The following is a 14,214-nucleotide window of genomic DNA, read 5'->3' as shown; positions in this document are numbered from 1 at the left end:
TGTTTTAACAAATGTTAATTTTTGTTTCTTTTTTTTTTTGAAATTTAGATTGAAATTGAGAAGTAAAAATTAAAATGCTATGAGAAAAAAATTACTTTTAGCCCTACTATTAACAGTAGGGATGATGGGAGCATTCGCTCAAACAACAACAACAGTTGAACCAACAGAAGGATCTACAGTAGAAGCTCCGTTAGGGAATGACGTGAGATTTAAATTTCAATCGAGTTTAATAGTTGTAGGGACATTTAAATTAGAGTGTACTTCTGTACCGGCTTTGGCTACCAATAATTTTACTCAAGAAGTAACTGTTGTAAATATTAGTGGATTAAATCTTGCCGAAGTTTTCAATTCGATTAATCCAACAGTTGCAGGAGATTATGTTTTTACATTAAAGAAAAAAGCTGCTATTGGTAGTTCGTATTCAAATTTGATAGATTCTTTTACGCTACAAATGACAGAGGAAACACTTTCTAATAATAACGTAGAAAATTCACCAGAATTTTCAGCTACTTGTAATGCGGGGATTTTAACAATAACCAATGCGAGTGAAGCTACTGGAGTTTCTATTCTAAGTGTTTCTGGAGCTACAGTTTATACGTCTAATAAAGCGGTAGATATTATAGATGTAAGTTCTTTGGCTAGCGGTATGTATGTATTGGTAGTAGAAGAGGGAGGGGTTAGGATTACTAGAAAATTTATCAAAAATTAAATAAGTTTAAGGAAGTTTATTACAAATAATTAATCAATTTTCTCAATTTCGGAAAAACCACCTAGAATAGGTGGTTTTTTTATTTAGTCCCATTTTCTAAGTTGATTTTTAGTTTTAAAGCCAAGCCGTTTTGTACCTCTTGTTTAATTAAATTAGGAATGTTAATGTTGTAATCGTTTGGACTTAAACGATAGCTAATTTGCAAGGTATAATTACCATTGTAATCACTAAAAAAAACTCCTTTAAACGTAATTATTTGTGCTGCTCCATTCATGTTTACATAGCTTTTAAACTGAATGTCTGTGTTAGTATTTTTAAAAAGGCTACTGTTAAATAGTGATTTATTAGGAATACGTAAAAGGTTGTTAATTTGTTTAACAGGAAGAATATCTTCAACCTGGTTTAAGTTAAAAGAATAATGATAGCCTTTTATAAAAGCAGAAGAAACAACCATTCTTTTAATAGTTTCAAAATCATTAATTTCTTTGGCTTTGGTTTGTCTTGGCTTTATAAAAATACTGTTGTCAATTTTAAGGCTTGCAACATTATTGCTGTCTTTGTTTTGTTCTTGAGTAAATACTACAGAAGTACTAAAAAAGCATAATATTATTGTAAGATTATTTAAATTCTTAAAATATTTACTCAGGATATCCATCAGCAATCCATTTTTTTATTAAATCAATTTTGGCTTGAGATAGTTTACTAGCTCCTTGAGGCATTCTACCACTTTCAATTTCTTGTAAAGCTCCATGGTTGGTAAATGCATCTTTAGTTTGTAGATACGTTTCTACATTTACGCCTCCATTATTTCCGTGACAATTGGTACAGTTACCTGTCATAATAGATTTAATATGATTGTTATAGGTAGTTGGAACTGATTCAACACCATTTCCGGTTAAACTAATACTAGCCATGGTAGATGCTGCTACGGTAACATTAATAATATCATTATAACTTTGTTGTTGGGTAGGAGTAAAGTTAACATTAATAGTTTTTGTAGCTCCTACACTTAAAGAGAATGTGCTTGGGTTTGTTACAAATGTATTAGAATTGTTATCAAGAGTAATAGAATTTATATTTTGATTTCCATTATTCGTAATGGTAAAAGTCAATTGCTTACTATTATTAAGTGTAACATCATTAAAGTTTAAAGTAGATGTACTGCTATTTATACTTGTTACTGGGGTAGATATAATTCCGTTACCAGATACATTTACATTTGCCAAGGTAGTTTCTCCAAATTTTAAAACAAAAACATCTGTATAATTTTGTGACTGGCTTGGTGTAAATGTAATGGTAAATGTTTTAGATTGATTTTCTGATATAGAAAAAGTTTTTGGGTTTATAGAAAATACAGTATTAGTATTTGTAATACTAGCGTTGTTTATGGAGGTATTACCTGTATTGGTAATATTAAAAGTTAACGTACTACTAGTGTTGACTTCAGTGTCTATAAAAGACATGGAAGAAGTAGAGGTGTTGATTGATATTGTAGATTCTATGTTTTCATCTGTGTCATCGGAACCACAAGAATTAAAGAAAATAAATGTAAAAAATAATAGTAGTTGAATAGCTTTTTTCATGGTATGGTTTTATTAGAATCAATTATATAAGATAATCATTTTTTGTTCAAATGAAAAATACTAATTAATGGACCTATAATTAATATGCTATATACGTATTCAATACTAAAATAGTTCAATAAAAAGTTAAAAAGATAAATACTAATAATAGTAATAAAAAAACCAATACTTGTAGAAATAGTTAAAGCGGTTCCGTTGTAGTTTTTAATGCTGGTTTTATTAATTAAAGTAGAGAGTAAAGGAGAGTCTGCTACTACACTAATCCCCCAAATAATTAAGTAGATAATAAATAAATTTGTAGAAAATAAGAAACTTAGAGGACTTAATAAGCAACAAAAAGCAGATGTAATTAAAGCTATTTTAACCGTTTTTTTAGTGTCTTTTTTAATGGCTATTTTTCCTGCAATGACACAACCTAAAGCTCCGGAACTTATAATAATAAAACTCCATAAAGAAATATTTAAATCAATGTGATGATTGGTTTTATAAGTAGTAATCAACAAAGGTACAAAAGCCCAAAAAGTGTATAGTTCCCACATATGACCAAAATATCCATAACTAGCAGCTTTAAAATCTTTTTGATTAAACAAAAGAGGAATAATTTTTAGGTTTACTTTTTGAATACGGTCTTTAGGAGGTGTTTTTAAAAATAACATTAAGACTCCTCCAATAACAGCTAAACCAGTGCTAGTTAGTATTACAGTAAACCATGGTAGGTTGATGTTTAAACTAGCAGTAAAATGAGGTAGAGCAGTTCCTAATACCAAAGCCCCTACCAGTACCCCCAAAGCATTGCTCACCGTTTTTGGAAAAAAATGAGCAGCAATTTTCATTCCCACAGGATAAACTCCAGCTAAAAAAAAGCCAGTAGTAAACCTAAATAAAAATACAGACGAATAATTTAAATTAGGAAGTAAAATAGCTGCATTAGCCATAGCAGCTAAGAAAATACTTAAGCTAAAAACATTATTGGCATAAAAACGATCTGCTACATTTAGTAAGGCATAAAACAAACTACCAATAATAAATCCTAATTGAGTAGCAATGGTAAGGTTTGCAAGTAAATTAGTACTTTCTAAATGATGAGCATTAGCAATTTCAGATAAAATGGCATTGCTACTAAACCACAAAGATGTTCCAAAAAACTGACTCAAAACAATCAGAGTTAATACTAAGGTTTTATTCATAAAATAAAGTTATAACAATAGAGTCGGTAAACTGTGGATATCTTTCTTCTAAAGTAGTAAAAGTTTCTTTTATATTTGTTTTCCTACTTAGACTAATAAGTTTTATCATTTGCCTAAAAAAATAAAATGAAAGTTTGTATTGCCGAAAAGCCAAGTGTTGCCAAAGAAATAGCTACTGTGTTAGGAGCTAATGTTCGTTGCGATGGCTATTTTGAAGGAAATGGTTATCAAGTTACTTGGACTTTTGGACATTTATGTGGACTCTATGCTCCTCACGAATACAAACCTCATTGGAAAAGCTGGAATTTAGATACTTTGCCTATGCTTCCTGATAGGTTTGAGGTAAAGGTGATGGAAGATAAAGGAGTACAAAAACAATTTAGAACCATTAAATTTTTGTTTGATAAAGCAGATGTGGTTATAAACTGTGGCGATGCGGGAACGGAAGGAGAATTAATTCAACGTTGGGTAATTAACCAAGCAGGTTATACAGGAAAAGTAGAACGTTTGTGGATTTCATCATTAACAACCGAGGCTATTAAAGAAGGTTTTGAAAAATTGGTGCCTGCAGAAAAATATGATAATTTATATTATGCTGGGAGTTCTAGAGCAATAGGAGATTGGTTGTTGGGTATGAATGCTACTCGTTTGTATACTTTAAAATATGGTAGAGATAGACAGGTACTTTCTGTAGGACGAGTACAAACACCAACACTAGCAATGGTAGTGAATAGGTTTTTAGAAATTCAGAATTTTAAACCAGAACCTTATTGGGAAATTCAAACCACTTATATAGACACTGTGTTTAATAATGAACAAGGACGTTACTTAAAAAAAGAAGATGGTGAACAAACCATGGAATTGATTAAGAATGAACCTTTAGAAATTATATCAGTAGAAAAAAAGAAAGGAAAAGAATACGCTCCTAAACTTTTTGATTTGACAGGATTACAAGTTTATTGTAATCAAAAATTTGGATTTACTGCCGATGAAACATTAAAGCTAACTCAAGGTTTATACGAACAAAAAGTGGTGACATACCCTCGTGTTGATACCACCTTTTTACCTAATGATGTGTATCCAAAGGTAAGAGGGATTTTATCTAAACTAACAAAGTACGCTAGTTTAACAGAGCCTGTTTTGGCAGAAGCTAAGATTAAAAAGTCAACCAAGGTTTTTAATGATAAAAAAGTAACAGATCACCATGCAATCATTCCAACAGGAGTAGAAATTCCTTTACATGCCAATGCTCAAAAGGTGTATGATATTATTACCCGTAGGTTTATAGCTGTTTTTTATCCAGATAGTAATGTGTCAAACACTACTGTTTTGGCAGAGGTTGCTAAAATAGGATTTAAAACAACAGGTAAAGAAGTTTTGTCCGAAGGTTGGAGAGTGGTTTTTAAAACTCCAGAGCAAAATCAGACAACCAATAAAAAAACAGAAGAGGAAAATATAATGCCCACCTTTGTAAAAGGAGAGTCTGGTCCTCATGAACCATCATTTTTAGAAAAAGAAACCAAACCACCAAAGCAATATACCGAAGCTACTTTGTTACGAGCTATGGAAACAGCAGGAAAGCAAGTGAAGGATGATGAGTTAAGAGATTTAATGAAAGAAAATGGAATTGGTAGACCATCAACAAGAGCTAGTATAATAGAAACGTTATTTAAACGTACTTATATAGAGCGTAATAAAAAACAGATATTGCCAACCTCTACGGGAATTCAGTTAATTGCTACCATACAAAATAGACTGTTAAAATCTGCAAGGTTAACAGGAGAATGGGAAAAGCAGTTAAAAGATATTGAAAAGGGAACTTACAATGCTGGAACATTTATAAAAAATATGAAAAAAATGGTTGATGATTTGGTCGTAGAAGTAAGACTATCCAATCATAAACCTATAGTAATAGACCCTGTTTCTAAAAAAGATGAAAGTCCAGCTAAAAAGAAAGTTAAAGGAGTAATAGGTTCTACCTGTCCTAAGTGCAAAGACGGTCATTTGTTAAAAGGGAGCAAAGCTTATGGTTGTAGTAAGTATAACGAGAACTGTGATTTTATTTTACCGTTTGAATTTAAAGGCAAGAAAATTTCGGACAATCAATTATTACGATTGATTAGCAAAGGAAGTACGGTAAATTTAAAAGGATTTACATCGGAAGGAGGAACTGTGGATGGATCTGTAATTTTTAATGATGCTTATCAGATGATCTTAAAGACTAAAAAAGCAACTTCTAAAACAATCAAAGTACCTGATGTTTTAACCTGTCCTAAATGTAAAAAAGGTACTGTGTTAAAAGGAAGTTCAGCTTATGGATGTTCAGAATATAAATCAGGATGTGATTTTAAAGTTGATTTTGCTACCATTAAAGAAAAAGCAGCAGGTAAAGAAATCACCAAAGCTTTGGTTTGGAAAATATTGAATAGTTAGTATTTAATACCTTCTCACATGTGCATAAGCAGATCTTGTTTTTTTAAAGTAGTTATAGTTTAATCTATAAATAAATATAGCTGTAGAAATAATAAGTAAATCCAATAATAAATAATCAAAACTAAGCAAGTTGTTTTTTAATAAATCTTTAAAAAAGTAAATTAAAAGTACTTGTCCTAAACCCCATAAAGTAGTTACTGTTATAATTAATTTTTTACTTGGTCCTTGAGGTTTATATTGCTTATTTTTCATATAAAGTTAACGTGTGAATAAAAAATCGGTTTAAATGTAAGCATAGGATTTTAGCAAACAAAAAAATAATCTTCTTTTTTAGAAAAAAAGTCTAATATTTTATTCTTTATTGGTTTTTATATGATAAATGTTATTTGTTTTAGGTGTTTTGTTCTGTATTGTTGTTTTTGGTTGGCTTTGTTAATTCTAAAAAATGTTTTACTTGGATTAATTCACTCTAGCCATAATATCTGTAATTTCTGCTTTATTTATTGGGTTTATTCTTGTTAAGGTAAAGTTACCATAATCATCAAAAGTACCTGTTCCATTGAGGTTTTTGGTTGTTAATATATACAGGTCGTTTTGTTTTTTTAGAGTTCCTATTTCTTGATTTTCTTTAAAAACGACAAATACATCTTTTATTTTGGTGTTCTTAAAAGTATAAACAGTTTCTTTAAACTCTAAAGAAAAAGCTATTTTGTTAGTTATAGGATAACGTTCAAGTTTAATAGTTTTAATAGGAATATTTTCTGTGTTAGCAGTAGAAACAGTAAATTGATGTTCTTGGATATTAGGGTCTTTTAATGCTTCTCTTAAAGCTTCGTAGTAAGCAGGTTTAAACTCTTTAATTCTACTAACACCTTCTATAGAGGTGTATATATTGTTTCCATAGCAGTCTGTAAATGTAATGGTTGTTTTTGTACTTAAAAATCCAGATTTATCAGCATTTACATTCAACATATCACATGGCTTTATATGTTGTGGAATTGTGTCTCCTTGAACAAAAGCAGTAAAATTATATTTGTTTAAATAATCTTTTAATATGGTATTGATGTTGTATTGGTTTGGTTTTTTTTGAATATCTAATTGTTTAGGAATTAATATATATCCATATTGATTTAGCTTGTCTTGAGCAAAAGAGTTTAGATTAAAAATAAAGCTAAAAAGTAAAACGATGGTAATTTTGTATAGATTCATATCTGATAATTTATATTGATAATCAAACAATAATAATGCCTAATATATGGTTTAAATTTAGTGTTTTATTTTACAGTTGCGTTAGGGATAGAACGATTTGTTTGAGCTCCTTGTTTTGTGCTAAACTTGTTTTAGTGCAAAACAAGAGCGAGTAGTGATAGCCCGACCCTTTTAAGGGAAACGCCCAATTATTTTCCTGTTTTAATAATTCTTTTTACAATTTTTTGAATGCCAGGTGATAGGGTTTCTATATATTGATTTTGACTAATAAAAGCTAGTTCTCCATTTAGGTCTGGGTACTTTGTACAGGTTTTGTAAATAAACTTAAAAGCTAAATATCTAGCGGCCGAAGCTTTGTTTAGGTTCTCCCAAATTGACATACAAATATCAAAAAGTTTCCCTTCTTGTTCTTCATCTAGTTCCATTTTGTCCAAAATTTTTAAGATTTCTCTTTGTTGGCCGTCTTTTTGTTTGGAAATTTTTTCTATAAAATGTGAAATATAAGGTATGATACGAGGGTCGTTTTTAGAGGTACAGTGTGTTAAAATCCATGTAGCTCTCCAAGCTTGTGGTTGCTTATTACTTAAGGCAACTTGTATGGCACTGGCATGTACTTCTTTTTGTTCTTGAAATAATTGAATTAAAAAGTCTTTGTCTAAACGATTAGAGAGTATGTTGTCTAAATTTAGGTTATTCATGTAAATTAAAAGCTAATTGATCAAACTCTTTTCCGTTGGCAATAATGGCTATTTTATGGATTCCAAAGTGGTATTTACGAGTGGTAATGGGTTTAAAATGTTGCTTACGTCTTATTTTATTAATACTATAAGGCGGATAGTTTTTTTCGCTAATTTTAAAGACTTTTTTAGATAAAGTTCCGTTTTGTTTAAGGTAATAAATAGCGTATTCTAAACGAATTAAAGTTGAAGTATTACTATTGTTTACCATATCAAAAGAAAAATGTAAATAGTCTCCAAGTTGAATGTTGGTTGCATTTAATTTTACATTTTGAACATCAATTTGGTCTGTGTTTCCAAAACCAAAAAGTTTCATAATTCTAGGCTCAGCTTGTTTTAGCAAATTTCTATTAGCATGTTTTAAAGTCCAATCTGTTCCATGGGTTTCGCCAATGTGTTTTTGGGTAAAGGCAATGAGTATTTCAGGATGATCTTTAGAGATATCATTTAAATTATTGGCTACACTTTTACGAACATAAGGCATTTCGTCATTCAGTAAGTTTTCTAAAATAGGTAAAATACTGCTAGGGTCTTTTTTAAATTTTGGTAAAGCCATTGCCCAAGGCAAACGAGGTCTACAACCTTCGCTAGCTAGTCTACGAATGTGTTGGTTTGGATGAAAAGACCATTCTAACATTTTGGCCATTACATAATTTGGGTGTGCTATAATAAAAGGTCTAATAGCAAATTCACAACTAATATAAGGAGTAATGGTTTCAAAACTAGCAATGCTTTCTACCAAATAATTTTGTCCGTATGTTTCCACATAATCTGGTAAAAACAAATATTCATAACCTCCAGGAATTTGATGTTTTTGTAAAACAGGAATTAGCGATTTTATTTCATTAATGGCTATTCTAAAATCTGTATTAAAAAAATCATGTAAAGTTATTGCAATGTGATGCATTCTGTCTTTTAATTCCATTTGATCCCATGTAGGAATAAAAATTTTATTGACAAATTCGGTTTTGTCAATAGTTGGAATTATTTTTTCTAATGCATTTAAAAAGGCATTAAAAAATTTTTGATTGTATGCGTTTTTAAGAGGTTCCATGTTTGGTATAAATTTAAAGAAACCAAATGAATATGCTGTGGATTCAATTCTATATTTTTGTTAAATGCAATCACTTTTAATTATTGGTTATGTTTGGCCAGAACCTACAGCAACGGCTGCAGGTAGTAGAATGTTACAAATTATTGAACAGTTTAATTTGGAGGGGTATCAAATCACTTTTGCAAGTCCTGCTCAAAAACCACCTACTGCTTTTGATTTAAGTACTATAAATGTTGCGGAAAAAGCAATAAAACTCAATAATGTTTCTTTTGATGAGTTTTTAGTAAAATTGAATCCTACTGTTGTTTTGTTTGATCGATTTATGATGGAGGAACAATTTGGTTGGAGGGTGTCAGAAATTTGTCCTGATGCACTTAAAATGTTAGATTCTGAAGATTTACATTTTTTAAGAAAAGCAAGACAAGAAGCAATTAAAAAAGGATTTGATTTACCCAAAGGAATAATTCAGTCAGAAGAGGCTAAAAGAGAAATAGCGAGTATTTATAGATGTGATGTCACTTTAACTATTTCTGAGTTTGAAATGAATTACCTAAAAGAAGTTTACCATATTCCTGAAACTTTATTGTGGTATTTACCGTTTTTAGTAGAAGTAGATAATTTACCTAAGCCCGTATTTAAGGAAAGACAAGACTTTTTATTCATCGGTAATTTTATTCACGCTCCTAATTGGGATGCCGTTTTACAATTAAAACAACAACTTTGGCCCCATATAAAAAAACAATTGCCTAAAGCGAAACTGCATATTTATGGTGGTTACCCTACAGATAAAGTTTTTCAGTTAAATAATGAAAAAGATAGGTTTTTAGTACATGGTAGGGCTAAAGATGTAAATAAAGTTATGCAGCAAGTAAAAGTTTGTTTGGCACCTATGCGTTTTGGAGCAGGATTAAAAGGAAAGTTGATTGATGCTATGCAAAACAATACTCCTTTTGTAACAACCAAGATAGGGGCAGAAGGTATGTTTGGTGATTTAAATATGGAGAATTCTGTAGCCAAAGATGAGGACGATTTTGTTACCAAAGCAGTCAATTTATATACAGATGACTATCTGTGGAACATTGAAAGTAATAAAGGAAAGGAGATTTTAAAGACTAGGTTTGAGAAATCAATATTTCAAAAAGAATTTTCTAAAAAACTTCAAGATTTGGTGTTGAATTTAAACACATATAGAACTCAGAATTTTATAGGAAGTATGTTGCAGCATCATACGTTAAAAAGTACTATGTATTTGTCTAAATGGATTGCCGAGAAAAATAAGTTCTAGGTTTTCGATACGCTATCGCTACTCGAACTGACATTATTCTTGATACGCTATTGCTACTCGAACTGACGTTATTCTCGATACGCGATCACTACTTAAACTGACCTTGTTTTTTGATATATTATGGCTACTCCATTTGACAGGAATTGATAAAATAATCAGCAAGAAAATTAGTTATAGCACTTAGAATTTATAACTAATTTGAATACTTCCATATCGGGTAATTTTGGTTTTCATTTCTTTTACTTTTCTAGTTTTGTAAATAAGATGATAACTAAAATTAAGGTGTTTAAAGTTCCAGTAAAAACCAAAGTCATTTTGCCATGTCCACGGTTCTAAATGGAATTGTTTTTGGGTAGGATTTTTTTCTAGCTCACCAGTAACAGTTAAATCCTGAATTTGATAGGTAGCAAAGGATCTAATACCAAAATAGCTTTCTTTTATCCAATTTTCATTGTTGTTTTGTAAAGCAGTTCCAAAAAAAGTAGTGTTAGATATGGGAGCCAAAGCAGACTTTAAAAAGTTAACTCTAATAGCCAATCCGCTAGAAATATTAGTAAAAACAGTGTTTAATACAGTTTTGTTTGTCCAAGTTAAATCTATAGGTAAGTTTTCTTTGTATAAAAGACTACGTGTGTAATTGGCTAAAGCTCCAACAGCATATTTTTCTGTAACTTGAGTTTCCCATCCCTCGGAAGGCTCAATATCATAAAAACGATGAATAAAATTTTGTGCCCATTCTGCCCCAGATTTGGTGTTGGTTACCCCCACAGTAGCTCCTAAGCTTAAAATATTTTTAGAATTTATTAAATGTTCAGAATAATTAAAATATAAATATCCTGCATAAGGTCTTTCTTGAAATCTTACAAGAGGCATATCACTATCTTGCGGATTGTAAATGTTTTGTCCAAGAGTAAATTGTCTTATTTTTTTATTAAAAATGGTATTGTTGGTATTGCTTACTTTTTTGTAAAACAGCTCTAGACCATTGGTGTAATACTCATCTAAATAAAAAGAAACATACAAGTCATTATCGTTAATTAATCCCGTTTCGTGTTTAGTTTGGGCTATGGTGTTTGTTATACACATATACATACTCGTAAATAATAGAAAGAATAATTTATTAAAATTCATGAATATCTTGTCAAAAGTTGCCTAAAAACTGCAATTATTAGGCTTGTTAAACTATGTTAAAAGCAGTGGAATATGTATATTTACTCAGCATAAAGATAAAAAAATCCCTAAAAGATATGAGTGAAAAAGAAATGCTTACGGCAGAAGATTTGTCTTCGGTAAGCACAAGGGCAGATTTGGTACGTAAATTAGAAGAAAAAGACATAGATGTTTCTAATATTTTAAATAAAATTAAATACGAAGAAGAGCTTAAGTTGTTGCAAATAGAATTGGTTAAACTACAGCAGTGGATTAAGAAGAACAACAAACGTGTAGCTATTATTTTTGAAGGAAGAGATGCTGCAGGAAAAGGTGGAGCCATCCGTAGATTTATGGAACATTTAAATCCACGTTCTTCACGTTTGGTGGCTTTAAACAAACCTACCGATATTGAAAAAGGACAGTGGTATTTTATGAGATATATTAAAGAATTACCTAATCCTGGAGAAATTGTTTTTTTTGATAGAAGTTGGTATAACCGTGCAGTGGTAGAACCTGTAATGGGGTTTTGTACCGATGATCAATACAATACTTTTATGGCTCAAGTACCAGAATTTGAACATATGTTGTATGAAGACGGTTTGGTTATTATCAAATTTTGGTTGTCAATTTCAAAAAGTGAACAGTTAACTCGTTTTGATTCTAGACAAGAAAATCCTTTAAAAAGATGGAAATTTAGTCCAGTAGATAAAAAAGGACAAGAATTATGGAGTAGATACACTACTTTTAAAGAGCATATGTTTAGCAAAACACATACTACTTACAGTCCTTGGGTAATTGTAAGAACTAATGATAAGCAAGAGGCAAGATTAGAAAGTATTAGATATGTGTTGTCTAAGTTTGATTATGAAGGAAAAGAACATGCTGTGGCAAATTTATTTCCAGATCCCAATGTGGTGATGCATTATTTTAGATCATCATACCAAATAGATTAATTACATGGAAAATATAACACCTAGAGATATAAAAAATCTGAATACCAAAAAAGGATTACAAGCTTTGTTAACAGACAAAGAAGTGAATATTCAGAAAGCAATAAGGAGTATTAACTATATTAAATCCTTAAAGAGACTACAAAAAGAGTTGATAAAAATGCACGAAGAGGTGATTGAAAAGAACCAACGTGTAATTGTAGTTTTTGAAGGGAGAGATGCTGCTGGAAAAGGGGGAGCCATTCGTAGAATGACTGAGCGTATCAATCCTCGTCACTTTAGAATTGTAGCCTTGCCAAAACCAACAGATGAAGAGCGTTCACAATGGTATTTTCAGCGATATATAAACAAATTTCCCAAAGCAGGAGAAATTGTTTTTTTTGATAGAAGCTGGTATAACCGTGCTGTGGTAGAACCTGTAAATGGGTTTTGTACTCAAGAAGAATATGTTCGTTTTATGAATAATGTAAACGATTTTGAACGTATGATTACTTCTTCTGGGATTAAGTTGGTAAAAATATACATGTCAATTACCAAAGATGAGCAAGCCAAACGTTTTGAAGAAATTAAAGACAACCCTTTAAAACAATGGAAAATTACTCCTGTTGATGAAAAAGCTCAAGAACTTTGGGATGAGTACACCAAGTATAAAAATGTAATGTTTACAAACACCAATACAGATTATGCCCCTTGGAAAATTATTAAAGCCAACAGAAAAACATTTGCCAGGGTAAATGCTATTAAATATTTGTTGTCTAAAATTACTTACGATAAAAACAGAGAGGTATAAAATATATGGAGGAGTCTGAATATGAAAAAATATCTAAAAAAAAGCCAACCTATCCCATTCAGCCTTTTTTAAGTAAGTACTTATCAAATTATAATAGAAATGCATTAATTCCTGTTTTTTATGATGATTTACTTCGCTTTTCTGGAGCTATAGAGGTTTATGATGATAATGGAGATGATACACTTTGGGTACGTGTGTATTATCCTGAACACGAAAGAACTACAATTGATAGAGATTTAAAAAAAGTATACTCTATCCTTCATGGTGACGGTTCTGACACCTCTGTACCTTTTTTAAATATTGATGCAGTTGATTATTGTACGTTTGGAAACTCTAAACCATTTAGAATTAAGGTAAGAAATGTTTTAAATGATAATTACACCTATATGTATGTTAAGAAAGCCGATGCATCTAGGGTTTACGGCTTGGAGTTAGAGCACTTGTTGTCGCCAAACAGAATTAATTTTTTAGTGTATAAAGAAACTTTAATAGAAGACCATATTTCTGGAATTCCCGGTGATACGTTTATTGAGTCAGGACTAGAATCTTGTTCTATTAGAACACAAAAGCAAATTGCTAAAGAGTTTGTAAAGTTTAATGAACGTTGTATTGTGCGTTTGTTAGGGGATATGAGAGCGTATAATTATGTAATTGTACCTACGCATGATTTTGATCAAGTGCGTTACAGAATTAGAGCTATTGATTTTGATCAACAATGTTACGAAGGACGATTAAGAGTATATATGCCTCAGTTTTTAAAAGAAAACAATCAGTACGTAGCCATGGTGCATAATAATTTAAGACCTGAATCTATTGAGCAATACAAACAAGAAGAACGCTCTACCATTGCCAAACGTATTTTGTTAGGAAAAAAAAGAATTAGAGAATTGTTAGCTTGTATGTTGCGAGACAGGATTTCTTCAGATGAAAAATTAGGACAACTAAAACAAGACTTATTTGATCATACAAAAGATGAATCTTTTAAAAAATGCACATGTATGGGGGAGGTTTTAGAAACCGCTTTTAAGTTTGTCATCAAACATTATCAAGATGTGAATAATGTTTCTCCAAAATATTAACTCATAAAAAAACTCCATGAAATAATCATGGAGTTTTTTTATGAGT

Annotated in this window: 14 protein-coding genes; 6 read left to right on the top strand and 8 right to left on the bottom strand. The window is 30.7% G+C overall.

Going from position 1 to position 14,214, the window contains the following annotated elements; all coding sequences use genetic code 11:
• Positions 1–79: 79 nt before the first annotated feature.
• Positions 80–709: a T9SS type A sorting domain-containing protein gene (locus ACXGQT_RS06700; RefSeq protein WP_457830631.1), complete on the top strand. Its 630-nt coding sequence runs from the start codon at positions 80–82 to the stop codon at positions 707–709.
• A 79-nt stretch (positions 710–788) separates the two neighbouring features.
• Here ACXGQT_RS06700 and ACXGQT_RS06695 read toward each other — a convergent pair whose 3' ends face one another.
• The 3 genes from ACXGQT_RS06695 to ACXGQT_RS06685 are packed head-to-tail and all read right to left on the bottom strand — an operon-like array spanning position 789 to position 3,479.
• The gene (locus ACXGQT_RS06695; protein ID WP_457830630.1) at positions 789–1,364 is read right to left on the bottom strand and encodes a hypothetical protein; all 576 of its coding nucleotides are present in this window, start codon (positions 1,362–1,364) and stop codon (positions 789–791) included.
• The gene (locus tag ACXGQT_RS06690) at positions 1,348–2,292 is read right to left on the bottom strand and encodes a choice-of-anchor D domain-containing protein (protein ID WP_457830629.1); all 945 of its coding nucleotides are present in this window, start codon (positions 2,290–2,292) and stop codon (positions 1,348–1,350) included. The genes ACXGQT_RS06695 and ACXGQT_RS06690 overlap by 17 nt, the downstream gene beginning before the upstream one ends.
• A 35-nt stretch (positions 2,293–2,327) precedes the next feature.
• Complete coding sequence (locus ACXGQT_RS06685; protein WP_457830628.1) at positions 2,328–3,479, bottom strand: MFS transporter; 1,152 nt, start codon at positions 3,477–3,479, stop codon at positions 2,328–2,330.
• Positions 3,480–3,605: 126 nt separating this feature from the next.
• Between ACXGQT_RS06685 and ACXGQT_RS06680 the strand changes: the two genes are divergently transcribed.
• Positions 3,606–5,912 (top strand): DNA topoisomerase 3, encoded by a 2,307-nt coding sequence (locus ACXGQT_RS06680; RefSeq protein ID WP_457830627.1) that lies wholly within the window; start codon positions 3,606–3,608, stop codon positions 5,910–5,912.
• A 3-nt stretch (positions 5,913–5,915) separates the two neighbouring features.
• Here the strand turns inward: ACXGQT_RS06680 and ACXGQT_RS06675 are convergent, their stop codons facing one another.
• From ACXGQT_RS06675 to ACXGQT_RS06660, 4 genes are all read right to left on the bottom strand, one after another.
• Positions 5,916–6,164, bottom strand: coding sequence for a hypothetical protein (locus ACXGQT_RS06675; protein ID WP_457830626.1), 249 nt, complete (start codon positions 6,162–6,164; stop codon positions 5,916–5,918).
• Positions 6,165–6,371: 207 nt separating this feature from the next.
• Positions 6,372–7,121: a hypothetical protein gene (locus ACXGQT_RS06670; RefSeq protein ID WP_457830625.1), complete on the bottom strand. Its 750-nt coding sequence runs from the start codon at positions 7,119–7,121 to the stop codon at positions 6,372–6,374.
• A 188-nt stretch (positions 7,122–7,309) separates the two neighbouring features.
• Entirely contained in the window at positions 7,310–7,819 is a 510-nt protein-coding gene (locus ACXGQT_RS06665; RefSeq protein WP_457830624.1) for a hypothetical protein, read from the bottom strand.
• Positions 7,812–8,912, bottom strand: a complete 1,101-nt coding sequence (locus ACXGQT_RS06660) for a DNA alkylation repair protein (protein WP_457830623.1) — start codon at positions 8,910–8,912, stop codon at positions 7,812–7,814. Before ACXGQT_RS06660 ends, ACXGQT_RS06665 begins: the two co-directional genes overlap by 8 nt.
• Before the next feature lie 64 nt (positions 8,913–8,976).
• On the opposite strand from ACXGQT_RS06660, the gene ACXGQT_RS06655 reads away from it, so the two are divergent.
• Entirely contained in the window at positions 8,977–10,197 is a 1,221-nt protein-coding gene (locus tag ACXGQT_RS06655; RefSeq protein ID WP_457830622.1) for a glycosyltransferase, read from the top strand.
• Positions 10,198–10,377: 180 nt separating this feature from the next.
• Here the strand turns inward: ACXGQT_RS06655 and ACXGQT_RS06650 are convergent, their stop codons facing one another.
• Positions 10,378–11,328 (bottom strand): lipid A deacylase LpxR family protein, encoded by a 951-nt coding sequence (locus ACXGQT_RS06650; RefSeq protein WP_457830621.1) that lies wholly within the window; start codon positions 11,326–11,328, stop codon positions 10,378–10,380.
• Positions 11,329–11,459: 131 nt separating this feature from the next.
• Between ACXGQT_RS06650 and ppk2 (ACXGQT_RS06645) the strand changes: the two genes are divergently transcribed.
• Genes ppk2 (ACXGQT_RS06645) through ACXGQT_RS06635 form a run of 3 tightly spaced genes read left to right on the top strand, consistent with a single transcriptional unit; the run spans position 11,460 to position 14,168 of the window.
• Complete coding sequence (ppk2, locus tag ACXGQT_RS06645) at positions 11,460–12,302, top strand: polyphosphate kinase 2 (protein WP_457830803.1); 843 nt, start codon at positions 11,460–11,462, stop codon at positions 12,300–12,302.
• 4 nt (positions 12,303–12,306) lie between these two features.
• Positions 12,307–13,089, top strand: a complete 783-nt coding sequence (ppk2, locus tag ACXGQT_RS06640; protein WP_457830620.1) for a polyphosphate kinase 2 — start codon at positions 12,307–12,309, stop codon at positions 13,087–13,089.
• Positions 13,090–13,094: 5 nt separating this feature from the next.
• The gene (locus ACXGQT_RS06635; RefSeq protein ID WP_457830619.1) at positions 13,095–14,168 is read left to right on the top strand and encodes a hypothetical protein; all 1,074 of its coding nucleotides are present in this window, start codon (positions 13,095–13,097) and stop codon (positions 14,166–14,168) included.
• The last annotated feature ends 46 nt before the right edge of the window (positions 14,169–14,214 follow it).

Source organism: Wenyingzhuangia sp. IMCC45467 (assembly GCF_054111205.1).
Note: the sequence above shows the minus strand (reverse complement) of the source record. Positions and strands in the feature narration are given on the sequence as shown.